42 protein-coding genes and 1 tRNA gene are annotated in these 26,965 nt (G+C 66.6%); 26 read left to right on the top strand and 17 right to left on the bottom strand.

The features are described from left to right. Positions 1-16: 16 nt before the first annotated feature. Positions 17-247, top strand: a complete 231-nt coding sequence (locus BMZ21_RS01685) for a hypothetical protein (protein WP_091829148.1) — start codon at positions 17-19, stop codon at positions 245-247. Here the strand turns inward: BMZ21_RS01685 and BMZ21_RS01680 are convergent. The 15 genes from BMZ21_RS01680 to BMZ21_RS01605 all read right to left on the bottom strand — a co-directional run bounded on the left by BMZ21_RS01680 (position 244) and on the right by BMZ21_RS01605 (position 8,241). Beyond that, positions 244-462, bottom strand: a complete 219-nt coding sequence (locus BMZ21_RS01680; RefSeq protein WP_091829146.1) for a hypothetical protein — start codon at positions 460-462, stop codon at positions 244-246. The genes BMZ21_RS01685 and BMZ21_RS01680 overlap by 4 nt on opposite strands. Continuing rightward, positions 446-907 (bottom strand): single-stranded DNA-binding protein, encoded by a 462-nt coding sequence (gene ssb / locus BMZ21_RS01675; RefSeq protein ID WP_091829144.1) that lies wholly within the window; start codon positions 905-907, stop codon positions 446-448. Before ssb ends, BMZ21_RS01680 begins: the two co-directional genes overlap by 17 nt. Next, positions 904-1,299 carry a hypothetical protein gene (locus BMZ21_RS01670; RefSeq protein WP_091829142.1) on the bottom strand — a complete coding sequence of 132 codons (396 nt, stop codon included), beginning with the start codon at positions 1,297-1,299 and terminating at the stop codon, positions 904-906. Before BMZ21_RS01670 ends, ssb begins: the two co-directional genes overlap by 4 nt. Next, positions 1,296-1,541: a hypothetical protein gene (locus BMZ21_RS01665; protein WP_091829140.1), complete on the bottom strand. Its 246-nt coding sequence runs from the start codon at positions 1,539-1,541 to the stop codon at positions 1,296-1,298. Before BMZ21_RS01665 ends, BMZ21_RS01670 begins: the two co-directional genes overlap by 4 nt. Continuing rightward, complete coding sequence (locus BMZ21_RS01660) at positions 1,538-1,804, bottom strand: hypothetical protein (RefSeq protein WP_091829138.1); 267 nt, start codon at positions 1,802-1,804, stop codon at positions 1,538-1,540. The genes BMZ21_RS01665 and BMZ21_RS01660 overlap by 4 nt, the downstream gene beginning before the upstream one ends. Further along, positions 1,804-2,070 carry a DUF2312 domain-containing protein gene (locus BMZ21_RS01655; protein ID WP_091829135.1) on the bottom strand — a complete coding sequence of 89 codons (267 nt, stop codon included), beginning with the start codon at positions 2,068-2,070 and terminating at the stop codon, positions 1,804-1,806. Before BMZ21_RS01655 ends, BMZ21_RS01660 begins: the two co-directional genes overlap by 1 nt. A 56-nt stretch (positions 2,071-2,126) precedes the next feature. Further along, positions 2,127-2,372, bottom strand: a complete 246-nt coding sequence (locus BMZ21_RS01650) for a hypothetical protein (protein ID WP_091829133.1) — start codon at positions 2,370-2,372, stop codon at positions 2,127-2,129. Next, entirely contained in the window at positions 2,365-2,631 is a 267-nt protein-coding gene (locus BMZ21_RS01645) for a hypothetical protein (protein ID WP_091829131.1), read from the bottom strand. The genes BMZ21_RS01650 and BMZ21_RS01645 overlap by 8 nt, the downstream gene beginning before the upstream one ends. After that, on the bottom strand, positions 2,628-4,499 hold the full coding sequence (locus BMZ21_RS01640) for a hypothetical protein (protein ID WP_091829128.1): 1,872 nt from the start codon (positions 4,497-4,499) through the stop codon (positions 2,628-2,630). The genes BMZ21_RS01645 and BMZ21_RS01640 overlap by 4 nt, the downstream gene beginning before the upstream one ends. Before the next feature lie 83 nt (positions 4,500-4,582). Next, positions 4,583-5,497 carry a hypothetical protein gene (locus BMZ21_RS29810; RefSeq protein WP_143079627.1) on the bottom strand — a complete coding sequence of 305 codons (915 nt, stop codon included), beginning with the start codon at positions 5,495-5,497 and terminating at the stop codon, positions 4,583-4,585. Position 5,498: 1 nt separating this feature from the next. After that, entirely contained in the window at positions 5,499-6,635 is a 1,137-nt protein-coding gene (locus BMZ21_RS01625) for a DUF7146 domain-containing protein (RefSeq protein ID WP_167561486.1), read from the bottom strand. Then, the gene (locus BMZ21_RS01620; protein ID WP_091829118.1) at positions 6,632-7,264 is read right to left on the bottom strand and encodes a hypothetical protein; all 633 of its coding nucleotides are present in this window, start codon (positions 7,262-7,264) and stop codon (positions 6,632-6,634) included. Before BMZ21_RS01620 ends, BMZ21_RS01625 begins: the two co-directional genes overlap by 4 nt. 1 nt (position 7,265) lies before the next feature. Beyond that, positions 7,266-7,631, bottom strand: coding sequence for a hypothetical protein (locus tag BMZ21_RS01615; protein ID WP_091829115.1), 366 nt, complete (start codon positions 7,629-7,631; stop codon positions 7,266-7,268). Then, positions 7,628-8,029, bottom strand: a complete 402-nt coding sequence (locus tag BMZ21_RS01610; protein WP_091829112.1) for a hypothetical protein — start codon at positions 8,027-8,029, stop codon at positions 7,628-7,630. Before BMZ21_RS01610 ends, BMZ21_RS01615 begins: the two co-directional genes overlap by 4 nt. Continuing rightward, positions 8,026-8,241, bottom strand: coding sequence for a hypothetical protein (locus BMZ21_RS01605; RefSeq protein WP_091829109.1), 216 nt, complete (start codon positions 8,239-8,241; stop codon positions 8,026-8,028). Before BMZ21_RS01605 ends, BMZ21_RS01610 begins: the two co-directional genes overlap by 4 nt. A gap of 153 nt (positions 8,242-8,394) precedes the next feature. Here BMZ21_RS01605 and BMZ21_RS01600 point away from each other — a divergent pair, with 153 nt between their 5' ends. The 10 genes from BMZ21_RS01600 to BMZ21_RS01560 all read left to right on the top strand — a co-directional run bounded on the left by BMZ21_RS01600 (position 8,395) and on the right by BMZ21_RS01560 (position 12,613). Beyond that, positions 8,395-9,054, top strand: a complete 660-nt coding sequence (locus BMZ21_RS01600) for a hypothetical protein (RefSeq protein WP_091829106.1) — start codon at positions 8,395-8,397, stop codon at positions 9,052-9,054. A gap of 154 nt (positions 9,055-9,208) precedes the next feature. Then, entirely contained in the window at positions 9,209-9,550 is a 342-nt protein-coding gene (locus tag BMZ21_RS01595) for a hypothetical protein (RefSeq protein ID WP_091829104.1), read from the top strand. Continuing rightward, a complete protein-coding gene (locus tag BMZ21_RS01590; protein WP_091829101.1) occupies positions 9,547-9,840 on the top strand; it encodes a hypothetical protein in 294 nt (97 codons plus the stop codon). The genes BMZ21_RS01595 and BMZ21_RS01590 overlap by 4 nt, the downstream gene beginning before the upstream one ends. Continuing rightward, positions 9,837-10,118, top strand: coding sequence for an SIR2 family NAD-dependent protein deacylase (locus tag BMZ21_RS01585; protein ID WP_091829098.1), 282 nt, complete (start codon positions 9,837-9,839; stop codon positions 10,116-10,118). The genes BMZ21_RS01590 and BMZ21_RS01585 overlap by 4 nt, the downstream gene beginning before the upstream one ends. Then, positions 10,054-10,371 carry a helix-turn-helix domain-containing protein gene (locus tag BMZ21_RS01580; RefSeq protein WP_091829095.1) on the top strand — a complete coding sequence of 106 codons (318 nt, stop codon included), beginning with the start codon at positions 10,054-10,056 and terminating at the stop codon, positions 10,369-10,371. Before BMZ21_RS01585 ends, BMZ21_RS01580 begins: the two co-directional genes overlap by 65 nt. After that, on the top strand, positions 10,368-10,685 hold the full coding sequence (locus tag BMZ21_RS01575; RefSeq protein ID WP_091829093.1) for a hypothetical protein: 318 nt from the start codon (positions 10,368-10,370) through the stop codon (positions 10,683-10,685). Before BMZ21_RS01580 ends, BMZ21_RS01575 begins: the two co-directional genes overlap by 4 nt. Next, the gene (locus tag BMZ21_RS30175; RefSeq protein ID WP_167561485.1) at positions 10,682-10,840 is read left to right on the top strand and encodes a hypothetical protein; all 159 of its coding nucleotides are present in this window, start codon (positions 10,682-10,684) and stop codon (positions 10,838-10,840) included. Before BMZ21_RS01575 ends, BMZ21_RS30175 begins: the two co-directional genes overlap by 4 nt. A 65-nt stretch (positions 10,841-10,905) precedes the next feature. Continuing rightward, the gene (locus tag BMZ21_RS01570) at positions 10,906-12,240 is read left to right on the top strand and encodes a site-specific integrase (RefSeq protein WP_091829089.1); all 1,335 of its coding nucleotides are present in this window, start codon (positions 10,906-10,908) and stop codon (positions 12,238-12,240) included. Further along, positions 12,237-12,437, top strand: coding sequence for a hypothetical protein (locus BMZ21_RS01565; RefSeq protein WP_091829085.1), 201 nt, complete (start codon positions 12,237-12,239; stop codon positions 12,435-12,437). Before BMZ21_RS01570 ends, BMZ21_RS01565 begins: the two co-directional genes overlap by 4 nt. Beyond that, positions 12,434-12,613: a hypothetical protein gene (locus BMZ21_RS01560; RefSeq protein ID WP_091829083.1), complete on the top strand. Its 180-nt coding sequence runs from the start codon at positions 12,434-12,436 to the stop codon at positions 12,611-12,613. The genes BMZ21_RS01565 and BMZ21_RS01560 overlap by 4 nt, the downstream gene beginning before the upstream one ends. Positions 12,614-12,732: 119 nt before the next feature. On the opposite strand, the gene BMZ21_RS01555 is transcribed toward BMZ21_RS01560, so the two are convergent. Further along, a tRNA-Lys gene (locus BMZ21_RS01555) sits at positions 12,733-12,807 on the bottom strand. Positions 12,808-12,933: 126 nt separating this feature from the next. Here BMZ21_RS01555 and BMZ21_RS01550 point away from each other — a divergent pair. The 15 genes from BMZ21_RS01550 to BMZ21_RS01480 all read left to right on the top strand — a co-directional run bounded on the left by BMZ21_RS01550 (position 12,934) and on the right by BMZ21_RS01480 (position 26,457). Beyond that, positions 12,934-14,058 (top strand): hypothetical protein, encoded by a 1,125-nt coding sequence (locus BMZ21_RS01550; RefSeq protein ID WP_143079626.1) that lies wholly within the window; start codon positions 12,934-12,936, stop codon positions 14,056-14,058. 34 nt (positions 14,059-14,092) lie between these two features. Continuing rightward, positions 14,093-14,404: an FtsB family cell division protein gene (locus tag BMZ21_RS01545; protein WP_091829078.1), complete on the top strand. Its 312-nt coding sequence runs from the start codon at positions 14,093-14,095 to the stop codon at positions 14,402-14,404. A 275-nt stretch (positions 14,405-14,679) separates the two neighbouring features. After that, a complete protein-coding gene (gene pdhA, locus BMZ21_RS01540) occupies positions 14,680-15,765 on the top strand; it encodes a pyruvate dehydrogenase (acetyl-transferring) E1 component subunit alpha (RefSeq protein ID WP_091829076.1) in 1,086 nt (361 codons plus the stop codon). 65 nt (positions 15,766-15,830) lie between these two features. Beyond that, entirely contained in the window at positions 15,831-17,243 is a 1,413-nt protein-coding gene (locus BMZ21_RS01535; RefSeq protein WP_091829074.1) for a pyruvate dehydrogenase complex E1 component subunit beta, read from the top strand. Positions 17,244-17,245: 2 nt separating this feature from the next. Further along, complete coding sequence (locus BMZ21_RS01530; RefSeq protein ID WP_091829071.1) at positions 17,246-17,629, top strand: hypothetical protein; 384 nt, start codon at positions 17,246-17,248, stop codon at positions 17,627-17,629. Next, complete coding sequence (locus BMZ21_RS01525; RefSeq protein WP_091829068.1) at positions 17,620-18,990, top strand: pyruvate dehydrogenase complex dihydrolipoamide acetyltransferase; 1,371 nt, start codon at positions 17,620-17,622, stop codon at positions 18,988-18,990. Before BMZ21_RS01530 ends, BMZ21_RS01525 begins: the two co-directional genes overlap by 10 nt. Positions 18,991-18,997: 7 nt before the next feature. Beyond that, entirely contained in the window at positions 18,998-19,696 is a 699-nt protein-coding gene (locus BMZ21_RS01520; protein ID WP_091829066.1) for an SGNH/GDSL hydrolase family protein, read from the top strand. Next, positions 19,693-20,241 (top strand): endonuclease domain-containing protein, encoded by a 549-nt coding sequence (locus BMZ21_RS01515; RefSeq protein WP_342029015.1) that lies wholly within the window; start codon positions 19,693-19,695, stop codon positions 20,239-20,241. Before BMZ21_RS01520 ends, BMZ21_RS01515 begins: the two co-directional genes overlap by 4 nt. Before the next feature lie 2 nt (positions 20,242-20,243). Beyond that, complete coding sequence (gene lpdA, locus BMZ21_RS01510; protein ID WP_091829063.1) at positions 20,244-21,683, top strand: dihydrolipoyl dehydrogenase; 1,440 nt, start codon at positions 20,244-20,246, stop codon at positions 21,681-21,683. Positions 21,684-21,745: 62 nt separating this feature from the next. Further along, positions 21,746-21,994: a GlsB/YeaQ/YmgE family stress response membrane protein gene (locus tag BMZ21_RS01505; protein WP_091829060.1), complete on the top strand. Its 249-nt coding sequence runs from the start codon at positions 21,746-21,748 to the stop codon at positions 21,992-21,994. Between the two features lie 46 nt (positions 21,995-22,040). Continuing rightward, positions 22,041-22,376 (top strand): GlsB/YeaQ/YmgE family stress response membrane protein, encoded by a 336-nt coding sequence (locus BMZ21_RS01500; protein ID WP_091829057.1) that lies wholly within the window; start codon positions 22,041-22,043, stop codon positions 22,374-22,376. A gap of 71 nt (positions 22,377-22,447) precedes the next feature. Beyond that, complete coding sequence (locus tag BMZ21_RS01495) at positions 22,448-22,723, top strand: GlsB/YeaQ/YmgE family stress response membrane protein (RefSeq protein WP_091829055.1); 276 nt, start codon at positions 22,448-22,450, stop codon at positions 22,721-22,723. A 95-nt stretch (positions 22,724-22,818) separates the two neighbouring features. After that, positions 22,819-23,817: a lipoyl synthase gene (gene lipA / locus BMZ21_RS01490; RefSeq protein WP_091829052.1), complete on the top strand. Its 999-nt coding sequence runs from the start codon at positions 22,819-22,821 to the stop codon at positions 23,815-23,817. Positions 23,818-23,831: 14 nt separating this feature from the next. Continuing rightward, positions 23,832-24,299, top strand: coding sequence for a type II toxin-antitoxin system RatA family toxin (locus BMZ21_RS01485; protein ID WP_091829050.1), 468 nt, complete (start codon positions 23,832-23,834; stop codon positions 24,297-24,299). A 49-nt stretch (positions 24,300-24,348) separates the two neighbouring features. Next, positions 24,349-26,457 (top strand): fused MFS/spermidine synthase, encoded by a 2,109-nt coding sequence (locus BMZ21_RS01480; RefSeq protein WP_091829048.1) that lies wholly within the window; start codon positions 24,349-24,351, stop codon positions 26,455-26,457. A gap of 10 nt (positions 26,458-26,467) precedes the next feature. On the opposite strand, the gene BMZ21_RS01475 is transcribed toward BMZ21_RS01480, so the two are convergent. Next, the gene (locus tag BMZ21_RS01475; protein WP_091829046.1) at positions 26,468-26,965 is read right to left on the bottom strand and encodes a CinA family protein; all 498 of its coding nucleotides are present in this window, start codon (positions 26,963-26,965) and stop codon (positions 26,468-26,470) included.

The raw sequence follows: 26,965 nt of genomic DNA, 5'->3' as shown, positions 1-26,965 counted from the left end.
ATGCGGAGGCAGGGTCATGGTCATAGCTGAAAAACTGGACGTCACCGTCGAAGCCGAGGATCGCGAGTTGAAGCGGCGAGATCCCGTGCGGACCATCGTGGCGCAATGCGCAGGCTTGACCCTCGGCTTCGCCGTCTATGAGGCTGCTCTGCAACGCTGGCCGCATGATCGCCTGATGCTGCGCCATGGCGCCCGCGTGATCCGCGACACGCATCCGCAGCCGCGCGAGGACTTTCCCGGCCGCTAGCCGCGTCGCAGATGCTTGACGATCCGCGCGGCCAGCTCGACGCCGCGCCGCAGCACCGGCCAATTCGGTTCTTCATAGGCTAGGCCGGTCCATTCCCCGCGCGGATGCCAGGCGAGCAGCCAGAGCCGCCCGCTGGCATCGAGCGCGATAAAGGTGCCTGCCGCCCCGTCAGGCGGCAGGCCAGGCGCGAAGGCGCCGTCAGAACGGAATGTCATCGTCCAGGCGTTCCGTGCGCGGTGCAGCCTCGCGATCGCCGGCAGGCTGGCGGGTGCGGGCCTCGCCATAGCTGTGTTCGTCGCGCCGGCCGGCGCCGCCGCCCTGCGGCTTGCCTTCAAGCTTGATCGAGCCGTCGAAGCGGCCGACGACGATTTCGGTCGAATAGCGCTCGACCCCGTCCTTCTCCCATTTCCGGGTCTTGATCATGCCCTCGACAGCGACCTTGTGGCCTTTCTCGACATGGTTTTCGATCATGCCGACGAGGGCCTGATTGAAGACGACGACGCTATGCCATTCGGTCGCCTCTTTCTTCTCATTGGTCTGCTTGTCGGTCCAGAACTCGCTGGTCGCGAGGCGGAAGCTGGCGACGCGCTGGTCGCCCTGGCCTCGGATGTCGGGCTCGTTGCCGACATTGCCGAGCAGGATGGCGCGGTTGATGCTCATTGCGGATAGCCCTCGGGTTTGATGATGCGCGATGCCGGAGCCTCGGGCTCGGACACCATGTTGGCGGCGTGATCGCCGATCGCGTCGGCGAGGCGTTTGACGGCGCCGGCCTTGTCGGAGCCGGCGGGCATGGTTGCGACGCATTGGGCCATCATCCAGGCGATGACCTTGACCTTGGCCGTAAAGGCCGCAGGTGTGATGCCGTGCAGGCGGACCTCTTCAAGGGTCTTGCGCGTGAACAGCGGGCAGAGATCGCGCGCGAAGCGGACGAAAGCTGCATCCTCGGGCGTGCCGGTCGCTTCCGAGATGATCGTGCGCCGCACGGCCTTTTCCGCATCGGCGATCATCTTTTCGGTCAGGATCGGCGCCGGTTGTGCTGGACCGGAGCTCATGACTGTTCTCCGGGGTCGATTGCTTCCAAAAGGGCTTCGTCGGCCGTCAGGCCGCGCTGATTGGGGCAGGGCTGCAGGGCGTCGGCTGCCGACAGGCCGGGCGTTCCGCACAGCCTGCAGGTGCCGATGAACGGGCCGCCCTTCGGCGATGTCCGTTCGATCGCGTGCGTCGACGCGGTGCCGGAACCGGCCTTCCGCTCGGCCACGGCCGCCGCGACGAAGAGCGATTTCTGGTTGCTCATGTCGGCTCCTGTTTCATCCAGTCGCCCAGCTCGCGCAGGATCTCGGGCGAGGTCCGCGCAATCAGCATGTTGGGCTCGCCCGAGAATTCGCCGGGGCCGCCGTGCTCGGCCTCGCTGACTTCGGCGCCAGCGTCTTCCAGCAGCAGGCGCACGGCTTTCATCGCCGTGGTCTTGCCGGCGCCTTGGTCGCCCATGAACCGGATTACCAGCCGGTTCGACGGGATCGGCGTGAACCGCCGCCGCTTCGCGCGTCGCGACGCCATCAGGCGCTCTCCCCGACAGCCTGAATGTAGAGGTCGAAGATCGCTTCCTCTTCCTTGCGTTCGTCGAGGTCGCGCTTGCGCGTGGCGATCACCTTGCGCAGCACCTTGACGTCATAGCCGTTGGCCTTGGCCTCCTGATAGATTTCGGCGATGTCGTCGGCCGCCTCCTGCTTGTCGGCTTCGCGGCGCTCGATCCGCTCGACGATCGACTTGAGCTGACCGCTGGCGAGATGGTCGCCAGTCTCGATCAGGGTTGCATTGGACATGGGTTCTCTCCGGGTTGCGTGGCCGGGAACCGCCCGGCCGGCGGGCTGATAGGCGGTTACTTCGCGACGACTGCGCGGACGGCGGCGTCCTTCGCTTCGAGCAACTTGCGCAGCGCGACGGTGCGCTCCGGGTTGCGCGGCACGCTGGCGACGATCTGCTGCGCCAATTCGCCGAACGGCCGCGACACCGCCTGCAGATGCGGCGGCAGATGCGACCAGGCGAAGAACTGCTCGATATGGTCGGGCCGGTTGATGAGGTCCGCGATTGTGGTTGTGGCAGGGTTCCCACCGTTCTCAGTCATTGTCTGCTCTCCTGATGATGCCGGGGGACCGCCCGGCCGGCGGATCGAGGCGCGCCGTCGCGAAGGCGACGCCCTCCTGATTGCGGAGCTGGTCGGCGAAATCGGGATCGGCCAGCGCGTGAAGCGGCAATTCCATCGCGTCGCTGTCGCCATGGCAGAACACGCGCAGGCGGACAGTCATGCTGGCATCGTTGCGCCACTGCTCGACCTCGCTGACGGGTCGGTCGCAGAGCGCGCAGCGGATGCGCGGCGGCATCATCCCTGTTTCTCCATCAGCTCGTGGAAGCGCTTGAGAACGATCAGCGTGCAGCGCACGTTGACGCCGTTGACCTTCACCTGATTTTTCGTGGTCAGGACGATCTCGGGCGGCCCTTGCCGCAGCGCGTCGGCCCAGCCGCCGATTTGCCCGGCGCCGGCCCAATCGCTGTCGCGGTAGAGGTTCGCGACCAGCTGCGAATTGTTGGGAATGGCGAGGACGGCGCTGTCCTTGACGCGCTGGCCCGCCGGCAGCAGGCCAAGGCCGGCCTGCTGCAGCAGGTTGCGCGCCTTGGTGAAGTTCATGTCGCTGCTCGGGCCGCTCTCCTCATACTCCTCGAGGAGCGCGCCGACCGTCTGGCGCCCGCCATCGCGCCAGGTCGAGACCGGCGAGGTCAGCAGGCGCACCAGGCAGCCGATCCAGTTCTCGGATGCGTTCTCGTTTTCCGGCAGGGCCGAGGCCGGCAGCAGCTCGCCCCATTTGTCGAGGGTTTCGACCGGGTAGCCGGCTTCGTCCATGCCTTCGTCGCCGAGCAGCATATGCGCCACGGCGAGCAGCGTGCCGTAGGTGTCCTGGCCACGACCGTCATGGCCGCCGGCCTCGCGAAGCGCCTCGCGATAGGCTTCGCGCAGCTTGGGATAGTTGTGCCATTCGTCGAACAGGCGGCGCAGGATCAGCGAGCCGCAGGTATCCGCATCGACCGTCATCGGCTTTTCGGCCGAGCGCGCCTTGTCGAGCTTGGCCAGGCGCAGGATCGCGGTGCGCGACAAATCCTGCGGATGCAGCGGCGGAATGTTGATCGACGAGAACAGGAAGCAGTTCTGCGCCCGGAACTCGGTTCCCTTGTGGTCGGCGCCGCCGCGATACATCACCGAGCCGGAGGCGGCCAGCCGCGCGAGGTTGAACACCTGCTTGACGCGGGCATTGTTGCCGCCGGCCTCGAATTCGTCGACACCGACCGGCAGGCTGTCCTGCTTGACGCGCTGATAGATGCCGGCGGCCGTGGCGTCGGCGGTCGAATGCAGCGAGTTGCCGAAGATGGCGCGCATCAGCGCCTGCAGCGTCGATTTGCCGACGGCGCGGTCGCCGGTGATGAAGCAGGCCGGTCGCCATTCCAGCGCGCCGCCCAAAAACGCACAGCCGATCCAGCCGACCAGCAGCAGCGGGTCGATCGGCCGCGTCCAGTTCCATGTCTTGAGGCCGCGCAGGATCTCACGAGCCGGGCAGGCCGACCAGCCGACAGGCGTCGGCCAGGGCGTCACCGTGTCGGGCCGGCGCGTATAGAAATAGCCGTCATGCTCGCCGGCCGGCTGCGCCTTCATCGCGACGCCCTTGCCGTCGCGGTTGCGTTCGAGCTGCCAGATCAGATCGCCGGCATGCCACAGCAGCTCGCCGCTCTTGTCGGTCCAGCCGCCGAGGCCGCGCACCCGGTCGAGCACGGTGAAGATGCCGCGCCGGTTCGCGGCAAAATACATGACCTCGCGGACCTGCTCGGCTTTCCAGCCGGTGATCTGCATGTCGCGGTTGAAGCGCGGAAAGGCCCAATAGAGATAGCGCTGCCGGTCGCCGAACATCGACTGGATCACGCCCTGGCCGAATTGCGAGGGGCCGACCGATGTGAACTGGCCAAGCGTGTCGACAAGGCAGATGTCGTCGCCATCCTTGCCGAGGATCGTCACCGGGAACGGCATCTCGCCCGTGTTCGGCAGCCCCGTTGCCGGGTCGGCGACCCACTGGCCGGGGTTGAGCCGGCCAAGAGAGCAGTCCAGCCCCTCGCCGATCTCGGGATCGGACCAGACCTTGACGAAACCCTCTTTCTGCCGGCTGCGGCGCAGCACGCCGCTCACCATGTTCTGGCCGTCTTCGCTCATCGGGCGCGGAATTCTCTAGGCATGAAGGGAAAGGAGAGGGCGCCCGGCCGATGCGCCACGCAGCCGGGCTGGTTTCGCCGTCGTCAGTGGCGCGGGTTGACGCGCAACCCGTCGACCAGCGCGTCGATGCGATCGTGCTTCTCGAAGATCGTGTCCGACAGCTTGACGCGCGGGAGAGGCGTCTCGGCTTCCACCTGCTCGCGCAGCCGCTCGCCATGGCGGTCGAGCGATGCCTTGATCACGCGCCACGCCGCGAGGTGCAGGGCTATGATCAGGCGGAAGCCGTCCTGCTGCCAGCCCGGCAGCTCGGCGAAGGCATCGACCGTCTTCGGCAGCAGATCGCGCGCCGTCAGGTGCAGCCAGAGCGCATCGGGCGACAGGTCAGGGTGGTCGATGATCAGCTGATGCGCCTCGGCTGCCCAACGCTCGGGCTGGCCGAAGAGATCGCCGAAGGCCGACAGCACATCCGGCGCGCCGTCGCCGTACAGGCCGACCACCGGATACAGCGCATAGAGCATGCCCGCGACACTGCCGATCGCCAGCTGCTGCGGCACGAAGCTGTTGGCCAGCAGGAGAAGCTGCGCGAAGGTCAGCTCCGGCCCTTCGGCCGCATCCGCCAGGCCACCTTCTGCAGCCGGCGTTTCAGCAGCCGCCACAGGTCCGGCGGGCGCCTGATCTCCCTCGGCCTCAGCGGTGTCATGTCGAACATCATCGGCGGAATGATCGGCTGATGCCGGAGCCTGATCTGCAGGCGTCGACGCCGATCCTCCGGGCTCACCAGCGGCACCTTCGCCCAGCTGCCCCCGTGCAGCCTCTCCCGAAGGATGTCCGCCTTCGTCGGACGCGGCGCCAGCGTCTGGTAACGCCCCATCGGATGGAATATCCATCGCGCTTGCGGCCGTCTGTTGCTTGGATGCTTCCGCCACCACGGCGGGCACCGGTACGGGTCGTTCCGGGTTGCGATCGGCATGCGGCTTCCCCTTGGCTCTCTTCGCCATGTCAGGCTCCTATGAGGTCGTTGGCGTCCTTCGGGCCGGAGCCGTTGCGGGCTCCCGGCGCGCGCACCACCTCGATGCGACGGCCCACTGCGCGGGTCTTCAAGGCGGCAAGCGCGGCGTCGAGCGCCTTCATCGCCTGCGGCTTGCCCCAGTCATTGTCGGCCCAGACGAACACGTCGCCGATGCAGGGCAGATCGATGTAGCAATGCGCGAGGTTCGAGAGGCTGATCGCCGCCCAGACGCGCATGGACGGTTCCGAGATCGCGACCGCGAGCGCGTCCTCGACGCCTTCGCAGATGACGAGGTCGTTCACGACGCCGTGCTTGATCGCGTCGCGGATCGGCATGTCGCCATCGCCGTTCCAGATGCGGCCGACGAAGCCGCTATAGGCCGGCCAGCATAGGCGCGGCGGATAGGCTTCGCCCTTCGGGTCAAGGCCGAGGTCGACCTTGTCGGTGCAGTCGACGTTCAGATAGATGCGGTGCAGCGCGCCGTTGAGGTTGTCGCGGTCGGTCAGCAGCGTCGTGATGCAGGGCAGCTCCGGCGCCGGCCGGACGATGCCGCCACGCTGATCGCGCACCGCGAGCTGCGAATACGGCATCTTCGGTTCGAAGCGGATCGCGCCCGGCCATTTCGGAAGCCGCGAGAGGTCGAGATGGCGCGCCCGGAAATAGCGGTCGGCCTCGGGCTGGAAATCCTTGCGGGCAGCGAGCCACATGCCGAGCGCGCGGCCGCGATCCTTTTTCAGCCGCTTCATCTCGTCTTCGGCCTTGCGCTGGCGGCCTTGGATCGCCTTGTAGGTCACGCGCCGGAACTGCTCGGGATCGACGTCTTCCTTGCCGAGCCAGCCGAGCGCCCATTTCATCGCGGCGCGGGTGTCCGTCAGCCGCTCGACAAACTGGATCAGGTCGAGCACATCGCCGCGATAGGTCTCGGCGCCCCAATCCTTCCAGGCGCCTGGCTCGCGCTTGGTCGTGGCGATCACCAGCGAGGGTTTCTTGTCGTCGCGATGCGGGTTGCGCGCGAGGTAATAGCCGGTCTTGTGCTGGCCGGTCGGGATCAGCCGCTCGCACAGCTCCTCGATCCGCTCCTGCAGCAGCGCCTTGACCTCGGCGATTTTCCAGCGCCGGGCGGTCATGCCGCCACAGCCAAGGGCAACTCGCCCCATTGGTCGGCCATCGCCTCGGCGATGCCCGTGAAGAAGCGCGAGCGATTAGCCGCGCGTTCGAGCCCGCGCTTGCCCCAGCCGGTATGCCGGTGGACGAGCGCCGCCCGGCCATCGACGATCCGGGTCGGCTGCAGCGGCTGCAGGTTGCGCAGCCACAGGCAGGTTCGCTTGGTCTCACCATGGCCGAACTGCCAAGGCTGGACACTTTGGGCAGGGGGGGCGTAACCAGCGATCAGCGCCTTGGCGTGCCGATGCATCACCGGGTTTTCGACACAGATGCGCTCGATCGGCGCGTTCCAGAATGCCGAGAACAGGGCCGCGCCTTCGCGCAGCTCGGCCCACATGGCCTCACGCGTCCGCCCCGGCGGCGGTCCCGACAGCCAGCGCACGCCGCTGTTGCACAACCGGGTGCATGGCGGGTGCGCGACAATCAGCAAATCCCAGCCGTCGCCAAGCAGGGCGCGCGCATCGCCGACGATGTGCCTGTTGCTGCCATCCTCGGCCGACAGCAGATCGCACGACCAGGCATCATGTCCGCGATCGGCGAAGGCGCGCCGCACGATGCCGGAGCGTTCGCAGGCGACCAGCACGCGCGCCATCTTACGCCGCCTCGGTCTTCACGGCGCGGATGCGCTGGCGCATCTCGGGCTCGATCCGGGTCAGTCGTGGGCTGACGTTCTCCTGCTCGGGTGGCCGGGTGCAGGCGACCAGCACCATGCAGACGCAGAGCGCGCGGGCCATGTCGCTTTCGGTCACGATGCCGTCGCGCAGCAGCCTTTCGGCGAAGCGCACGCCCTCTTCATAGGAGAGCGGCCCCATCACCTTCGTCAGGCTGCCGGGCCGGCCGTCGACCAGCAGATATTCGTCGGTGCCAGTCTCTTCGCCGATATGGACGAGATGGCGCTGCGGCGCGCACTTGTCGGTGTGATCGTCCCAGAGAACGGGGAACAGGTCGCGCTCGGTCATGCCAGCTCTCCCTTGCGGCCGGCCGCCCGCGCCGCGATGCGGGCAAGCAGGGCCTCGGTGTCGGGGTTGTCCCTGCTGTCCTCGACCTCGCGCAGCAGGTGCGAGACGGCCTGCTTCGTCAGGCCGGCGGCGCGGGCGACGAAGGCGCCGGCCCGGTCGTATTCGGTGACGGTCAGGTAGATCGCGAAGCGCCGCGCCTTGAACACCGCATCCCAATCGGGCCGGCCGATCTGGCGCTTGCGCGGCGGGTTCTCGAACAGCCGCGCATCTGTCTTCGTCTCGATCGCGGCGGCGAGCAGGTGCGCGTGATAGATCAGCGCCACCTGCGTTTGCCTGAGGTCGATCTCCGGCATCGCAATCGGCAATGCCGGCATGGCAGAGAGCAGGGCGGCGCTCACGGCCGCACCTTGTCGAGGTGCTCGCGCAGCTCGGCCTCTTCGCGCTGCAATCCGGCCTCGGCGGCGTCGACCGAGGATTTGAGATGGTTCTTGCCTGCCTTGATACGCAACAGGGTGTGCAGGTTGACGCCCGATTTCTCGGCCCATTCCTTGATCGGCAGGCGGATTTTGGCCGCGCGCTCGAACAGGCCGATAGGGTCGGTGCTGCTCATTCGGTTGCTCTCGCTTGCGAAACATGATTAGCAATAATGCTAACGCAAATCTGATTTGCGGTTCGGTTGCAAGTAGCGTTGATGCAAATTCACAGCGTCCCTATCGCGATGCACAGTCCGGTGCGCATTCCTGCGCAGCGGAACTTGCACGACATGGCGCGTCGCCCGATCAATCGGACCGAAACCCGCGAGGCCCTGAAGTCGGCGCAGTGGGATTGGTTGCAGGTCGTCAAGGGCCGCACTGGCTGGACGCCGACGCGGATCGCGCGCGAAAGCGGGCTGACGCCGACGACGATCCTGCGCTTCGACAACCGCGATCCGAAATATCCGAACGCGCTCTCGGCGCAGACCATGTCGCAGATCGCCCAGGGCACGGGCGTTGCTGTCACCGCCGACCTGCTCGGCGAGCATGCGGCCTCGCCGCCGATGCAGTTGCGCGAGGGAGAGGCGGCGCCCTACCGCGCCGAGGCGGCCGATCCACTCGAAAGCGCCATCAGAGCCATGACCAACGGCCGCAATGGCCTCGATCCATGGGTTCTGCGCTCGCTCGCTCTGGTCGAGGCCGGCTATCTGCCGGGCGACGTGCTGATGGTCGACCTCAATATGGAGCCACGCGCAGGCGACATCGTCTGCGCCCAGCTCTATCGATGGGCCGAGAAGAAGGCCGAGACCGTGTTCCGCCTGTTTGAGGCGCCGAGCTTCCTGCTCACCGCCTCGCGCGATCCGGCCCTGCGCAAGCCCGTCATGGTTGACGACGACAACACCGTGATCAAGGGCGTTGTAACCTGCATGCTGCGGCGCAGGGCCGCCTAAGACAGTCCACAGCCTGGCAGCATGATTGCAACGGTGCAGCGCCGGCTGCGCTGCAGCGTTTCGGTCGTTTAATGCCAATCGCGATTAGCATACTTGCAAATCAGAAATTAGCATGTTTACCCTGTCTGTGTCCGAAGCACAGGAGCATGGGCACATGTCGCAGCAACTCGCGCAAGAGCGCGCCAAAATCGCAGAACTGAGGGAAGCCGTGCGCGTCACGGCGAACGACCCGCCGATCGAAGGCGTCAAGCTGATGATGTCGGCCGAGGATATCGCTGCCATCCGGGGCTGCGATGCCGACACCGTCCGCGACAAGCATCGCAGCTGGACGAAGAAGAACGGCTTCCCGCAGCCGATCCCCGGCATGCTGCCGCTGGTCTGGTCCGGCCCGAAATTCATGGCTTGGCTGCGCGGCGAGCAGGCCGTGACGATCACGGTCGATGCCCCCCAGCTCGGCAAATCCTATCTGCAGGCGAACTACGGGGGCGGCCGATGAGCACGGTGAAACCCTTCGGCGAAGCCCACCCGGCCCCGTGGCGCCTCGGCGACTGCGGCCAGAAGGTGCTGGATCGCGACGGCGGCAACGTCACCATCGCCGATCTCGACGGCCCCGACGAGCGCGAGCTCTGGCGCGGCATCGTCGCCGCCGTGAACCTCTCGGCCGCGCTCGCGGCGTTCGTCTCGCCCGCCGCGCCTGCGCCGCAGCCCGAGCCGCAGAGCCCGCGCGGCGAATGGGCGCGGTCGAACGAGCTGCGGCGGCGCGAGCGTGAGGGAGGCGGTCGATGAAGCCCGCTATCCTCGAAAAGCACTGGCGCGACGCGCTCACGACCTGTCCGTGCTGCGGTATGGGCATCCGCGAAGAGAACACGCCAGACGACGGCATTCCGGACGGTCAGGCGGTCGAATTTGTCTACACCTGCGGCGCTGCCGTCTTCATCGGCACCAGCGGCAACGCCAGCCCTGGCCGAGCCTGCCCGGCACCGCTCGACGTCGCAATCGATGACCTCGCCCATCGCGTCCATGACGCCGTCGAGGAAGAGGAGGCTGCGGATGAAGCAGCTTGACCTCATCGACCAGCATGTTGGCCGCCAAATGCGTGTCCTGCGCCAGCAGCGCGGCTTTCCGCTCACTGCGATCGCCGAACATTGCGGCGTGACCTATCAGCAGATCCAGAAATACGAGAGCGGCAAGAACCGGATCAGCGCCAGCCGCATGCAGCAGATCGCATGGAAGCTGCAGGTCAGGCCGTCGTTTTTCTTCGACGGGATCGAGACCCCGCCGGAATTTGAGGCGCCGGCCGGCGAGGTGCTGTCATGAAGGGCCGCAGCGTCCAGCAACATTACGCCTTGGCTGCGGCCTCGCGCGGGTACCTCTACGAGCTGCCCAAGAGCGTCATCGTCGGTAACCCTGCTGGCGTCTTCCGGCATGTGCACAGCTTCGGCCGCGTCACATTACGCGACTGCGTCAAGCTCGGCTGGCTAGAGCGAAAGCCAGTCACGCATCCGCGTCTCGGGGTGGTCATGTCGCAGATCGTGTTGACAGCAGCCGGCCAGGCCGAGCTGGGGCGTCCTCTCCTGCGGGCGGCCGCGCGTCGGCAGGCGGGCACGCCGGCACAGGAGGCACGGCCATGAACTGGACCGCGCTGCTCCCGTTCGCCGCCTCGCTGTTCTGCTATGTCAGCGCCGAACGCCGCTGGCGCCACGGCTTCCGCTTCCCGGCGGCTGTCGACGGCTTCGGCTACGTCGCCTTTGCAGCCTTCACCGCCAGCGTTCTGGTGACGCCGTGAGCCTCGCCGTCGACACAGCCTCGCGCGCGAGGCATGCTCCCGCCACGCCACGGCGGGGGAAGAGCATGGGAACGGTCAAGGTCACGATCCTGCATTGCGACTGGCGTGACGGCCGCCCGCGCTTCAATCCGGGGCCGCGCCTGCGCGGCCTCGGCTTCACCGGCTATGACCTGCGCGACGGCAAGACCGGCCCATGGTGGACGCTGGAGCAGGTCCGCGCCTGGCACCCCACGATCCTGACCGAAATCGCCGAGCGCGAGACGGCCGCAAAGCCCAAGGCGCTGCCGGCGACGGCGCCGCGCCGGCCGGGACTGATCACCATCGCCGAGCTGTTCGCCCGCATGTTCCGCGACGACGAGACCCTGCAGGTGAAGGGGCCGGACTTCGTCGGCAAGCGTCGGATCGAGAAGAAATCGGCCTCGACGATCGACGGCTACAGGATCAATTCCCGCGTTCTGGAAAAATGGGATGCGAACCTCGCCGCCTCGCCGGTCGAAGACCTGACCCTCGACATCGCCAAGGGCATCCATACCAAGCTTGAGGAGGCCAAGGGCCGGGCAATGGCGCGCGCCATCATGGCGGTGCTCTCGCGCGCGATCACATGGGGCATGGGGCAGGGGTTGTGCTTCCGGGGCAAGGCCCATCCGATGGCCAATCTCACCATGCCGGTGCCCGATCCGCGCCTGCGCATCGGCGAAATTCACGAGATCGAGGCGTTATGCGCCGCAGCCGACGCGATCGGCCTGCCCGAGGGCGCCGACGCGGTCTATCTCGGCGTCTTCACCGGCCAGCGCCAGGCCGACCGTCTCGACATGCTCGACGGCGGGCTGATCGGCAACCGCCGCCGCTTCGTGCAGCGCAAGACCAAGGCCGTGGTCAGCGTGGTCGAGACGCCGCAGCTCGCCGCCCGGCTCACGCAGGCCTTCGAGCGCAAGAAGCAATGGAATGTCGTGCCGGCCGAGCTGCTGGTCGCGTCGTCGAACGGCAAGCCGCTGACCAAGGCGACCTATCGCAAGATCTATGTCGCCATGCGCGACGCCGCCGTGAACGGCGTTCCCGACAAAGCGCTCTATATCCAGCCGCTTGAGCTCAAGCCGGACGCCACGGCGCAGGACCGCGTCGCCGCCATTGCCCGCGCGCAGGGGCGCAGCGAGCCGGCATGGAAGGTTCCGCCATGCCCGAGCCTCGCCGACTTCACCGATCAGGACCTGCGCGACACGGCCGTGACCTGGCTCGCCTTGTCGGGCGCGACCGTGCCCGAGATCATCGCCGTCACCGGCCACAGCGCCACGGCCGCGACCGAAATCCTCAAACACTATCTCGGCCGCCATCCCGAGCTGGCCGACCATGCCATCGCCAAGATGGTGCTGTGGCTCGAAAAGGAAGGGGCGGGGTTGTGAGCCAGCAATTGCAAGCCGACGCCGAATTCGCGATCGAGCACCGCTGCCGCGACTTCGACGAGGATTGCGCCGAAGTTCCAGGCCCGACGCCGGACGGCGACAGGCGCACCTACCTCGACTGCTGGCTGCACGATCCGACGCAGGGGTGGTGCCCTTTCCTGCGTCACTGCGGCGGCAAGGAAGGAGAGGGGTTGTGACCGCCCGCGACATAATCCGGGAGGCCTTGCTGGACGCAATGAACTGGCAAGCTTCGCTCGCCGACGCCTATCGCCACATCCCAAACGCGCCAGAGACGAAGGAAGCCAAGGCGCAAATCAGGCGCTATCGCCAAATTCTCAATCAACGCTACGGGGCTCCGCAGGAACGGCCCTAGAACGGAACCCGTCGCACATGCGACGTGCGACGGCCAATTCAGCGTCGCAAATTGTCGTACGTTCTGGTCTCGTTCTCATTCGCAAAACCTGATCTGATAACAAAATCAGATAGTTGCGATGGTGAGCGGGGAGGGGATCGAACCCTCGACCACATGATTAAAAGTCACGTGCTCTACCACTGAGCTACCCGCCCTCACCGGCTCGCTTCCCGTTCGCTCGATCAGCGAAACGATCATGCAGCGCACCAATTCAGTCTGCTCCGGTGCGCTGACATAGGCAGGTGGCGCGCGCCGGTCAACATTGTTCCGGCGGACGCATCGTGGCAGAAGCCCTGCCGATGGCGAACGAGCGTGCAACCGGAGAAGCGTCGAGCGGCGCACCGAAAGACTGGCGCGGCTGGACCACGGCGTTCGCGCTTGCCGCCGCGACGCTGACGGCCTTCCTGCTCGGCTTCATCATCGTGCTCGATCCCTACGGTGCGCGCTTGCGGTCCGGCCAGCCCGCGCGGCCGCTGATGGATCTCAACCAGCGCTTCATGTACCCGCAGATCGTCAAGTCGGGAGCGTTCGATTCGGCCGTCCTCGGCACCTCGACGATGCGCCTGCTCGATCCGCAGATTCTGTCGAAGGGATTGTCCGCCCGCTTCGCCAATCTCGGCATGAATGCCGCCACACCCTGGGAGCAGAGCCAGATCGCCGGCCTGTTCGCGCGCAAGGTTACGGCCCCGAAGGTCGTGATCTGGGGTATCGACCAGACCTGGTGCGACGCCGATGCGACCGACGAGGCTCGCCGGTTGACGCCGCGGCCGTTCCCGCCCTGGCTCTATGACGACAGCGCTTGGTACAACTGGCCAAAGCAGCTCAATGTCACCACGCTCGAGATCGCGCTGCGCCTGGCTGCCTATCGGCTCGGCCTGCAGCCGGAGCGCCTGCGCGGCGACGGCTACGAGGTCTTCACGCCGCCCGAAGAGACGTACGATCTCGCTCGCGCGCGCTCCCATCTCTATCGCAGCCACGGCGGCAGAGCGCCTGATCTGGCGCCCCAGGCGCCTGGCGCCGCGGTGTCGGCCGCCGAACGCGCGAGCTGGCGCTTCCCGGCGCTTGCCTGGCTGGAGCAGGGCCTCGCCGCGTTTCCGGCGGCGACGCGGCGTCTGATCGTGCTGCCCCCGGTCCATGCCGGCGCGATGCCGCGCGAAGGCAGCCCGGCCTGGCAGCGCTTTACTGCCTGCAAGGCGCAGATCGCGGCGATCGCGTCACGTCAAAAGGCAGTGGTCGCCGACTACACCCATCCGTCGGCATTGACCCGCGAGGATGCCAACTATTGGGACCCGCTGCACTATCGGTTGCCGATCGCGCGCCGGCTCGAAGCCGATCTGATCGCGCTGGGACAGGGGCAGCGAGCGCCGGACGACCCGGCCTTGATCGTGATCGGCGCTCCTCGTTAACGGCGCATCAACCAAGCGACTCTACCGTGGCGGCATGGTCATCCGCCGCGGTCTCCGCTCCGTCCTCGTCACGCTCGCGCTCTATCTCGTGTCGAGCGCCGTGGTCGGCTATTTCCTGTTCCACGCGCAGCACGGAGCGCGCGGGCTCGAGACATCGGCCGGCCTGCGCGAGAAGCTCGGCGAGATGGAAGCGGAACTCGCCAGCCTGAACGGCGAGCGGCAGGACTGGGAGAAGCGCCTGGGACTGATGCGCGACGAGGCCATCGATCGCGACCTGCTCGAGGAGAGGGCGCGTGCCGTGCTCGGGCGCATCCACCGCAACGACGTCGTCGTCATGGGGCGTTGACGCCCCGCAGCGTCCTTGAGGCGAGGCCAGCGAACCGACGTTCCGGCCTGGAAAACAGCTCTACGGATCGGTTGCGAGGCACACGCCGAAAGCGGCGCCGAGCCGGCTTTCCCAACGTCAATGGTCGCAAAAAGATCGATTAACCGATAATCGGTTAAATGACATTATCATAGAAACAGCAGGTACTTAGCCTATGTTGCAGTGCGAGATGCCCGTCTCGCCAAGCTCTGGGGCTTACTCTACAACCAAAGCAGTAGAGCTCGGGAGGACCGTTCATGGCCATTGCCGCACGGAAGACGAAAGCAGGGGCGCCTGCGAAGGCAGCCGCAAAGGTGCCAGCGAAGAGCGCTTCGAAAGGTGCGGCCAAGACGCTTTCGAACGTCCCGACCTTCAACAAGGACGAAGACCTCCACGCCTATCGCGAGATGCTGCTGATCCGCCGCTTCGAAGAGAAGGCGGGCCAGATGTACGGCATGGGCCTGATCGGCGGCTTCTGCCATCTCTATATCGGCCAGGAAGCCGTGGTCATCGGCATGCAGATGGCGTCGAAGGAGGGCGACCAGGTCATCACCGGCTATCGCGACCACGGCCACATGCTGGCTTGCGGCATGGAATCGCGTGGCGTGATGGCCGAGCTCACCGGCCGGCGCGGCGGCTATTCGCACGGCAAGGGCGGCTCGATGCACATGTTCAGCCGCGAGAAGAATTTTTATGGCGGCCACGGCATCGTCGGCGCCCAGGTTTCGCTCGGCGCCGGCCTCGGCTTCGCCAATTGGTACCGCCAGGACGGGCGCGTATCGATGGCCTATTTCGGCGACGGCGCCGCCAATCAGGGCCAGGTCTATGAGAGCTTCAACATGGCCGAGCTCTGGAAGCTGCCGGTCGTGTTCGTGATCGAGAACAACCGCTATGCAATGGGCACCTCGGTCAACCGTGCCTCGGCCCAGACCGACTTCTCCAAGCGCGGCGTCTCCTTCGGCATCCCGGGCGAGCAGGTCGACGGCATGGACGTCCGGGCCGTGCGCGAGGCGGCGAGCCGCGCCATCGAGCATGCCCGCTCCGGCATGGGCCCCTACATCCTGGAAATGCAGACCTACCGCTATCGCGGCCATTCGATGTCCGATCCGGCGAAGTACCGCTCGAAGGACGAGGTCCAGCGCATGCGCGAGGAGCACGATCCGATCGAGCAGGTCCGTGCCCGCCTGACCCGCGAGCACAAGGTCGGCGAGGACGAGCTCAAGGCGATCGACGCCAAGGTCCGCGAGATCGTCAACGACGCGGCCGAGTTCGCGACGCATGACCCGGAGCCGGACGTCTCCGAGCTCTACACCGATATCCTGCTGGAGCCGGCGCAGGCCTGAAGGCCGCGCTCGATCCTCCCCGCCCTTTCAGCCCTCGCGGCCATCCCAGAAATCCGGGTGCGTAAATGCCGATCGACATTCTGATGCCCGCCCTGTCGCCGACCATGGAACAGGGCAAGCTCGCCAAGTGGCTGAAAGCCGAAGGCGACAAGATCAAGGCTGGTGACATCATCGCCGAGATCGAGACCGACAAGGCGACCATGGAGGTCGAGGCGGTCGACGAGGGCGTGCTCGCCAAGATCCTGATCGCCGACGGCACCGAGAACGTCGCGGTCAACACGCTGATCGGCCTGATCGCCGCCGATGGCGAGGACGTATCCGCCGCGGCCAGCGGCTCCGCCAAGGCGGCTCCCGCGCCGCAGGCCGCGGAGAAGCCGGCGGAGCCCGAAAAGGCCGCCGAGGCGCCCACCAGCCCGGCTCCTGCCGCAGCGGCGAGCGTTCCGGCTCAGGCGAAATCCTATGACGCCTCCTCCGAGTTCCCGGCCGGCGCAGAGATCGTCTCGATGACGGTGCGCGAGGCGCTGCGCGACGCCATGGCCGAGGAGATGCGTCGTGATGCCGACGTCTTCGTCATGGGCGAGGAGGTCGCCGAGTATCAGGGCGCCTACAAGGTCACGCAGGGCCTGCTGCAGGAGTTCGGCGCCCGCCGCGTCATCGACACCCCGATCACCGAGCACGGCTTTGCCGGCATCGGCGTCGGCGCGGCGCTGACCGGCCTCAAGCCGATCGTCGAGTTCATGACCTTCAACTTCGCCATGCAGGCGATCGACCACATCATCAACTCGGCGGCCAAGACGCTCTACATGTCCGGCGGCCAGATGGGCTGCCCGATCGTCTTCCGCGGCCCCAACGGCGCCGCCGCCCGCGTCGGCGCGCAGCACAGCCACGACTATGCCGCCTGGTACTCGAACGTGCCCGGCCTCAAGGTGGTGATGCCCTACAGCGCTTCCGATGCGAAGGGCCTGCTGAAGAGCGCGATCCGCGATCCCAACCCGATCATCTTCCTCGAGAACGAAATCCTCTACGGCCGCTCCTTCGACGTGCCAAAGGGCGACGATTTCACGATCCCGATCGGCAAGGCCAAGGTCGTGCGCCCGGGCAGCGACGTCACCATCGTCTCCTTCGGCATCGGCATGACCTATGCGCTCGGCGCCGCCGAGGCGCTGGCCAAGGAAGGCATCGAGGCCGAGGTCATCGATCTCAGAACCATCCGCCCGATGGACATCGAGACCGTCATCGCCTCGGTGCAGAAGACCAATCGCTGCGTCGCGGTCGAGGAGGGTTTCCCGCAATCGGGCGTCACTGCCGAGATCGGCATGAAGATCATGGAGGCGGCCTTCGACTACCTCGACGCGCCCGTCGCGCGCGTCACCGGCAAGGACGTGCCGATGCCCTACGCCGCCAATCTCGAGAAGCTGGCGCTGCCGAATATCGGCGAGGTCGTCGCGGCGGCCAAGGCCGTCTGCTATCGGGCCTGACCATGCAGGTGACGATCGGAGCCATGCTGGTTTCGGTCGGCCTCGCGGCGATCGGGGGGCTGGCGAGCTATGCCTATGTCCAGCCCCGCAAACGGCTGGCGCCGCGCCCGCTGACACCGAGAGACCTCGCTACGACGCGGCTCTATCTGCACCGTGTCGACATATTCGCCTTCGTGCTCGCCGCCGCCGGCGTGCTGACGCTGATTCCGGAAAGCGTCCAGGCTTTCGCGCCCGAACTCATGGCCGGCAAGACGCTGGCCGGCACGGCGCTGGAGCATCTCGACTATATCGCCTTCGTTCTTGTCTCCGTCAGTTTCGGCATGGGCGTTATCCGCCGCATGCTGTTCATCGCATTGGAAAAAGCGAGCCTCCAGCCATGCCCGTGAACATCCTGATGCCCGCGCTCTCTCCGACGATGGAGAAGGGCAATCTCGCCAAGTGGCTGAAGAAGGAAGGTGACGCCATCAAGTCCGGCGACATCATCGCCGAGATCGAGACCGACAAGGCGACCATGGAGGTCGAGGCGGTCGACGAGGGCGTCCTCGCCAAGATCGTGGTGCCCGAAGGCACGGCCGACGTCGCCGTCAACGAGGTGATCGGCGTGATCGCCGGCGAAGGCGAGGATGCCAAGAGCGTCTCGGGGCCCGCCAAGGCCGATGCTCCGAAAGCCGAAGCTCCCAAGCAGGAGCCGGCAAAGGCCGAGGCGACTGCACCGAAAGCGGAAGCCAAGCACGAATCGACACCGCAGGTCACCGCGGAATCCGGCTTGAACACCGGTGGCAAATCGGTCTCGGGTGATCGGCCCTTCGCCTCGCCGCTGGCACGCCGCCTCGCCAAGGAGGCCGGCATCGACCTTGGCAAGGTCCAGGGATCGGGCCCGCATGGCCGTATCGTCGAGAAGGACATCGAGGCCGCCAAGCAGGGCGGGGCGGCCAAGACCGCGCCGGCTGCTGCCCCGGCAGGCGCTCCTGCCGCGCCAAAGCCCGCCGCCGCGCCGCTCGCGACCGGCCCCTCGGACGAGCAGACCAAGAAGCTGTTCGCGCCGGGCTCCTATGAGGAGATCCCGCATGACGGCATGCGCAAGACGATCGCGCGCCGCCTGACCGAGGCCAAACAGACCATCCCGCACTTCTACGTCACGCTGGATTGCGAGCTGGACGCGCTGCTGAAGCTGCGGGCCGAGCTCAATGCCGCAGCGCCGGAGAAGGACGGCAAGCCGGCCTACAAGCTCTCGGTCAACGACATGGTGATCAAGGCGCTGGCGCTGGCGCTCAAGGCCGTGCCGGACGCCAACGTCTCCTGGACCGATGCCGCCATGCTCAAGCACAGGCATGCCGATGTCGGCGTCGCCGTCTCGATCCCGGGCGGGCTGATCACTCCGATCATCCGCGACGCCTGCCACAAGACGCTGAGCCAGATCTCCAACGAGATGAAGGACATGGCGGCACGGGCGAAAGCGCGCAAGCTGAAGCCCGAGGAGTATCAGGGCGGCACCACGGCGGTCTCGAACCTCGGCATGTTCGGCGTCAAGGACTTCGCCGCGGTGGTGAACCCGCCGCATGCGACGATCCTGGCGGTCGGCGCCGGCGAGCAGCGGGTCATCGTCAAGGGCGGCCAGCCGGCCGTCGCGACGGTGATGTCGGTGACGCTCTCGACCGACCACCGCGCCGTGGACGGCGCGCTCGGCGCCGAGCTGCTCCAGGCCTTCAAAGGCTATATCGAGAAGCCGATGGCGATGCTGGTGTGAGGCGGCGATGACCCGCCAGGCCCGCATCCTCGCTTTCGGCGATTCCCTGACCTGGGGCCGGATCGCAAACCGGCCGGAGCGGCATGGCGACGATGTGCGCTGGCCGCGCGTGCTCGAGAAGGCGCTCGGCGGCTATGCCACGGTGATCGAGGAGGGGCTCAACGGCCGGCGGATCGCGCTCGAAGACCCCTTACGCCCCTATCGCTCCGGCATCTCGCTGCTGCCGCTGTTCATCGAGTGCCATGCGCCGCTCGATCTCGTCATCCTGATGCTCGGCACCAATGACTGCCAGCGTCAGCATTCGCTGGCGCCCTACGACGTCGCCCGCTCGATGCGGATGCTGGCGCAGGTGGCGCAGCGCCCACCCGTCGAGCCCGGCATGCCGGTACCGGAGGTGCTGATCGTCGCGCCGCCGGTGGTGCGCATGCCGGATGACCCCGAGCATGAGGCCAATCTCTTCATGGAGGGCGCGCCCGAGAAGATGGCGCTGCTGGCGAGCTATTATCGCCGCATCGCCGACGAGATCGGCGTCAGCTTCTTCGACGCGGCTGCGGTCGCGACGGTGACCGGCGCGGACGGCATCCATCTCGACGCCGACAACACCCGCGCGATCGGGCTGGCGCTTGCCCCCGTGGTCGACGGCCTGCTCGGCCTGCCGCTGCCGGCGCGCGGGCCGGCGCTGCGGATTACTGGGCGCGTGGGATGATGGCGCGACAGGTTGTTTGCGCATGCGCTAACCCCTCCCCCCTGTGGGGAGGGGCAGGGGTGGGGGTCGTCCTGCAGCGCTGGTCCGTGGTGGGGTGCATTATGCCGTGGGTGCAAGCCAAGGATCGCGTCGCTGGCGAGGCAGCTAAGCGAAACGCTGCGACGCTACGGCGTAGCCAAACAGAACCCGAGAAGCGCCTCTGGATGCTTCTTCGCAAGCGCTTGCCGCAAGAAGGCCGGCATTTTCGCCGGCAGGCCGCGCTTGGATCTTATGTTGTCGATTTCGTCTGCTTCAGCGCCCGTCTCATTATCGAGGTGGACGGCGACCAGCACGGATCTGATACGGCGGTTCGCTATGACGCAAAGCGTTCCGCCTGGCTTGAAACCCAAGGATTCCGCGTCCTGCGCTTCACTAACCGCCAAGTGATGATCGACGCCGATATGGTGGTCGACACGATCTTTGCCGCCCTGACGAATAGCCCCGAACCCGGTCATACCACCCCCACCCCCAGCCCCTCCCCACAAGGGGGAGGGGAGGAGCGCTAGCCATGGCTGACTACGACATCATCATCATCGGCTCCGGCCCCGGCGGCTATGTCGCGGCGATCCGCGCGGCGCAGCTCGGCTTCAAGACCGCCATCGTCGAGCGCGAGCACCTTGCCGGCATCTGCTCGAACTGGGGCTGCATCCCGACCAAGGCGCTGCTGCGCTCGGCCGAGATCCTGCACTACGGCCAGCACGCCAAGGACTACGGGCTGACCCTGGAGGGCTCGTTCAAGGCCGATCTGGAGGCGGTGGTGAAGCGCTCGCGCGGCATCGCGGTCAGGATGAATAACGGCGTCCAGTTCTTGATGAAGAAGAACAAGGTCGACGTGATCTGGGGCGAGGCCAAGCTCACCAAGGCCAACACCATCGTGGTCGCGCCGACCAAGAAGCCGGCGATGCAGCCGCAGGGGCCGATCCCGAAGGGCGCCAAGGGCGAGGGCACCTATACCGCCGACCATATCATCGTCGCGACCGGCGCTCGTCCGCGCGCCCTGCCGGGGCTGGAGCCGGACGGCAAGCTGATCTGGACCTATTTCGAGGCGTTGGTGCCGCCGACCATGCCGAAATCACTGGTGGTGATGGGCTCCGGCGCGATCGGCATCGAGTTCGCTTCGTTCTATCGCACGCTTGGCGCCGAGGTGACGGTCGTCGAGGTCATGCCGCAGGTCGTCCCCGTCGAGGATGCCGAGATCGGTGCCTTCGCCCGCAAGGCTTTCGAGAAACAGGGCATGAAGATCCTGACCTCGACCAAGGTCACCAAAGTCGAGAAGGGGGCGAACTCGGTTACCGCCCATGTCGAGGACGACAAGGGCAACAAGCAGACGATTACTGCCGAGCGGATGATCTCGGCCGTCGGCGTCGTCGCCAATGTCGAGAACCTCGGCCTGGAGGCGCTCGGCGTGAAGCTCGATCGCGGCGTGATCGCGATCGACGGGCTCTGCCGCACCAATGTGAAGGGCATCTATGCGATCGGCGACGTCGCCGGCCCGCCGATGCTGGCGCACAAGGCCGAGCACGAGGCGGTGATCTGCGTCGAGGCGATCAAGGGCCTGCACCCGCACCCGATGGACAAGGCGATGATCCCGGGCTGCACTTATTGCCACCCGCAGATCGCCAGCGTCGGCCTGACCGAGGCAAAGGCCAAGGACGCCGGGCACCAGCTCAAGGTCGGCCGCTTCAACTTCGTCGCCAACGGCAAGGCTGTGGCGCTGGGCGAGGATAGCGGCATGGTCAAGACGATCTTCGACGCCAAGACCGGCAAGCTGCTCGGCGCCCACATGGTCGGCGCGGAGGTCACCGAGCTGATCCAGGGCTTTGTCGTCGCGATGAACCTCGAGACCACCGAGGAAGAGCTGATGCACACCATCTTCCCGCATCCGACCCTGTCGGAGACGATGAAGGAGGCGGTGCTCGACGCCTATGGCAAGGTGCTGAACGCCTGAGCGTTCACATTCGCTTCACATAAGCTCGGCGATCCTCCCGTCATTGTTTCGGGAGGATCGCCATGGACCTTCGTGCCGTTCTCGTCGCTCTCGCCATCGGCGCCGTCGCCGGCTGGCTCGCCAGCATCGTCATGGGCGGCGGCGGCCTGATCCGCTACATCATCACCGGCTTGATCGGCGCCTTCGTCGGCAGCTTCCTGCTGCAGTTCCTCGGCATCAGCCTCGGCATTGGCAATCCACTGGTCTCGCAGATCGTCACCGCGACGATCGGCGCGATCGTGGTGGTCTTTTTGGCCCGGTTGATCGCCTGATCTCCCGGCGCTGGAATTCGCGCGCGGCCGAGGCCATATCCGGCCGATGACGCGCGCCCGCAAATCCGCCAAACCCGATCGGATCGTTCCAGACGACAAGATCGAGATCCTGCCGCCCGGCACGAAGCTCGCGCTCAACTGGCGCCGGCTTCTGCCTCCAGTGGCGTTCGGTACCGGCGCGGGCTTCATCGCCAGCCTGGTCGTCGGGGGCGGCGGCTTCCTGCGCCATGCCGTGGTCGGCCTGCTCGGCATGCTGGTCGGTCAGGGCATCGTCCGCGTCACCGGCTGGCGCGCCAGCACCGGCTACCGCTTCCTCGATTCGATGGCGATGGCGGTGATCGGCGCGATCCTGGTGGTACTGCTGGCCCGCTTCATCGCCTGACGGAACCAGCGCGCGGGTGGCGCGTTGCAGACTGCGGCCGGCTGGCCGGACTTGAGGGCAGGGGGATTGCCATGAACGACCAGATCTATGCCGCGCTCGGCACGCCGGGCTACGGCTTCTTCATGACGCTGCTGATCGGCGTCATCGCCGGCTGGATCGCCGAGCGCGTCACCTCGTCGGATCACGGCCTCTTCACCAACATGATTGTCGGCGTCGCCGGCTCCTTCGTCGGTAGCCGTATTGCGGAACTGCTGGAGATCCCGATCTTCGGCTTCTGGCGCACGCTCGTCGCTGCGATCGCCGGCGCCTGCCTGCTGATCGTGGTCTGGCGCGCGGTGCGCAACTGAGTCCCATGGCGCGCGGGTTGCTCGCGAGGCACTTCGGCATTAGCTAGACGGGAGTGGCCGCGCCCTGCTGCGCGGCGCCAGTAACGGACCCGTCCATGGCCGTCGTGCTCGACCTCCTCAACCGCGATCCGCGCCCCAATGCCGGCAGCCCGAAATCCGAGGTGAAGCCGGAGCTGCGCCATCCGGAAAAGCAGAAGCGGCCGGAGAACCCGATCCTGCGCAAGCCGGACTGGATTCGCGTGAAGGCCCCCGGCTCGCCGAAATGGGCCGAAACCCAGAAGATTGTGAAGGCCGAAAAGCTCGTCACGGTCTGCGAGGAGGCGGGCTGCCCCAATATCGGCGAGTGCTGGGAGAAGAAGCACGCCACCTTCATGATCATGGGCGACACCTGCACGCGCGCCTGTGCCTTCTGCAACGTCAAGACCGGCGTGCCCGAAGCGCTCGATCATGACGAGCCGCGCAAGGTCGCCGACGCCGTCGCCAAGCTCGGCCTGGAACATGTCGTGATCACCTCGGTCGACCGCGACGATCTCCAGGATGGCGGCGCCGAGCATTTCGCCCGCGTCATCCGCGCCATCCGCGAAGCTTCGCCCGGCACGACGATCGAGATCCTGACGCCGGACTTCCTGCGCAAGCCCGGCGCGCTCGAGATCGTCGTCGCGGCCAAGCCCGACGTCTTCAACCACAATCTCGAGACGGTGCCCGGCAAGTACCTCAAAGTGCGCCCCGGTGCCCGCTATTTCCATTCGCTGCGCCTGCTGCAGCAGGTCAAGGAGCTCGACCCGACCATCTTCACCAAGTCCGGCATCATGGTCGGCCTCGGCGAGGAGCGGAACGAGGTCCTGCAGCTGATGGACGATCTGCGCTCGGCCGAGGTCGATTTCATCACCATTGGCCAGTACCTCGCTCCGTCGCGAAAGCATCATGCCGTCATCCGCTTCGTCACGCCGGACGAGTTCAAGAGCTTCGAGACCATCGCCTATGTGAAGGGCTTCCTGATGGTCTCCTCGACGCCTTTGACGCGCTCCTCGCATCATGCCGGCGAGGACTTCGCCAAGCTGCGGGCTGCACGCGCGGCCAAGCTCGGCAGCTGATCGGCCCAAGTCACATGCCGATGTTCAACAGCACCCGCCGGGTGAAGCATTCGCCCGGAGAGATGTTCGCGCTCGTGGCGGATGTCGAGAAGTACCCGCAGTTCCTGCCGCTCTGCGAGGGGCTGACGGTCCGCCGGCGCACGCCGCGCGATGGGGGCGGGGAAGTGCTGCTCGCCGACATGACGGTCGGCTACAAGGCGATCCGCGAGACCTTCACCAGTCGCGTCACGCTCGACCCCGGCAATCTCAAGATCGTGGTCGAGTATGTCGACGGGCCGTTCCGCTATCTGGAGAACCGCTGGAGCTTCAAGCCGCTCGATACGGGCAGCGAGATCGGCTTCTTCATCTCCTACGAATTCGCCAGCCGCATGCTCGGCCTGCTGATGGGCGCGATGTTCGACAAGGCCTTCCGCAAATTCGCCGAGGCGTTCGAGAAGCGTGCCGACGCGATCTATGGCAGCAGCCCGGCGGCGCTCACCTAGTTTTAAGGGGCTTGCACCATTGTTCCCCTCGTTTCGGTGGGGGGAAGACATGGAAGCTCCAGTTGTGCAGGCGGGCGTCGATGTCGGCACGCGCCGAATGAGCGCGATGCTGCCGGTCTATATCGGTACAATCTTTCTCTCCGCCTTCCTGCTCTTCGGCATCCAGCCGATGTTCGCCAAGATGGTGCTGCCGAAGCTCGGCGGCTCACCGGCCGTCTGGTCGACGGCGATGGTCTTCTTCCAGGCGATTCTGCTCGCGGGCTACGCTTATGCGCATTGGCTGGTCAGGCGCTTCAGCGTCCGGCGCGCCGCCCTGATCCACATCGCCTTGATGATCGTGGTCGTGGCGACCTCGCTGCCGATCGGCATCGCCGCGGGCTTTGAGCGCCCGCCGCAGCAAGGCGAATTCGCCTGGCTCCTGCTGCTCTTCGCCGCCTCGGTCGGGTTGCCCTTCTTTGCTGTTTCCGCAAACGGCCCGTTGCTGCAGGCCTGGTTCGCCCGGACGGGGCATGCCCATGCCCGCGATCCCTACTTCCTCTATGCTGCCTCCAACATCGGCAGCTTCCTCGCTTTGCTCGCCTATCCGTTCGCGGTCGAACCCGCCCTCAGACTGGCGACACAGGCTTCGGCCTGGGCCTGGGGTTTCGGTCTGCTGCTCGCCGGCATCACGGCTTGCGCCGGATTGTGCGTCGGGTCGGCGGCGGGCACGAGCGATACTGCCCCGCTCATGGCCGAGCCGATCCCTGCCGGCCGCAAGTTGCATTGGCTCTTCCTTGCCTTCGTGCCGTCTGGCCTGCTGGTAGCCGTAACGGCGCATATTTCGACCGATGTTGCAGCCGGCCCGCTGCTTTGGGTCGCCCCGCTCGCACTCTTCCTGCTAACCTTCGTCATCGTCTTCCAGCGTAAGCCGCTGCTGCGCCATGGCTGGATGCTGAACGTGCAGCTGCTGCTCGTCCTCTGCTACATGGCCTCGATGGTGTTCAACCTGCGCCTGGGCTGGGGCAGCGAACTCGTCCTCCATCTCTCCATTCTGTCCGTCACGGCGATGGTCGCGCATGGCGAGCTGGCGCGGCTGCGGCCGTCAGCGGCGGAGCTGACGAGCTTCTACCTCTGGATGTCGTTCGGCGGTGTGCTGGGCGGCGTGTTCGCCGCCTTGCTGGCGCCATTGCTGTTCAATTCCGTGGCCGAGTATCCGCTTCTGGTCGTGGCAGGCATGCTCTGCCGCCCGGGTTTCACCTCCGTCCGGCCGTCGCGGCGGCAAGGTGCCGCGCTCGCTTGCCTGGCCGTTGTCGCAATGACGGCGCTCATCGTCCGTGAAACCACCCGGACGGACATGGTTCGCTCCTTCTTCGGCGTGCACCGGATCAGCGAGATGCAGGCGGGCCGCTTCCGCGTACTCAGTCACGGCAGCACGATCCATGGTGCGCAACGCCTGCGTCAGGATGACGGTACGCCGGTGTCCGGGCGCCCGGAGCCGTTGACCTATTACTTCACCGGCGGTGGCATTGCCGATGGCATCGACTCCGTTCGCCAGGCGAGGGGAGGCACCCTTGGGGCCGTCGCCGCGATCGGCGTCGGGACGGGCTCGCTCGCCTGCCAGGCCCGCACCGGCGAGGATTGGCGCTTCTACGAGATCGACCCGGCGGTGATCGGGATCGCGACCGATCCGGCCCGCTTCAGCTTCTTCAGCGCCTGTGCACCCAAGCCGACCTTCGTCATCGGCGATGCGCGGCTGACGCTCGGCGACGCCAGCAACGGCTCGCTCGACCTGATCGTCGTCGATGCGTTCTCGTCCGACGCGATCCCGGTCCATCTGCTCACCAGCGAGGCCCTGGCGCTCTATATGCGCAAGCTCAAGCCGGATGGAGCCGTGCTCCTGCACATCTCCAACCGGAACATGGAGCTTCAATCCGTGGTCAGGGCGACGGCGGCAGGGCAGGGGCTGACGACCTGGATCAACACCCCGGTTCGGACCGAAGCCGATCTGCAAGCCCTGAAAACCGCTCCGAGCGTCGCAGTGGTCACGCGGCCGGGCGTCGATCCGGGTCCGGTCGTGAAGGGGTGGAAGCAGCAGGTCGGACCGGGGACGACCCGCCCCTGGAGCGACGACTATGCCGACATCGTCGGCGCGATCTGGCGGCAGCTTTCGCCGAAATAGGAGCAGCCGCTTATTCGATCGTCAGGGCTGCCCCGCGCAGCAGGTCGAGCGCCTCCAGCACGCTGAGGCGCCTGATCTCGTCGCGTCCCTTCGCGCCGAAGCGCTTCTCGCGATGCAGCGTCCGTGCCCCGTTGGCGCAGGCGAAGTGCACCAGCCCGACCGGCTTCGCTTCGCTGCCGCCGTCAGGACCGGCGATACCCGTGACGGAGACGGCGAGCCGCGATGACAGCCGCTCGCGGCCGCCTTCCGCCATGGCGCGCGCGACCGGCTCGCTGACCGCGCCATGCTGGCGGATCAATTCGGCCGGGACGCCAGCCAGAACCGTCTTCGCTTCGTTGGAATAGGTCACGAGGCCGCCGAGCACCATGCTGGACGAGCCGGAGATCGCTGTCAGGGCGCCTGCAACCAGCCCGCCCGTGCAGGATTCGACCGTCGCGACGGTGATGCCGCGCTCCCGCGAGATGTTCAGCAGTTCGGCGGCAAGCGAACGGATATCGAGATCGAACAT

Origin of the sequence: Allobosea lupini (genome assembly GCF_900109525.1) — a bacterium.
Classification (GTDB): domain Bacteria; phylum Pseudomonadota; class Alphaproteobacteria; order Rhizobiales; family Beijerinckiaceae; genus Allobosea; species Allobosea lupini.
Note: the sequence above shows the minus strand (reverse complement) of the source record. Positions and strands in the feature narration are given on the sequence as shown.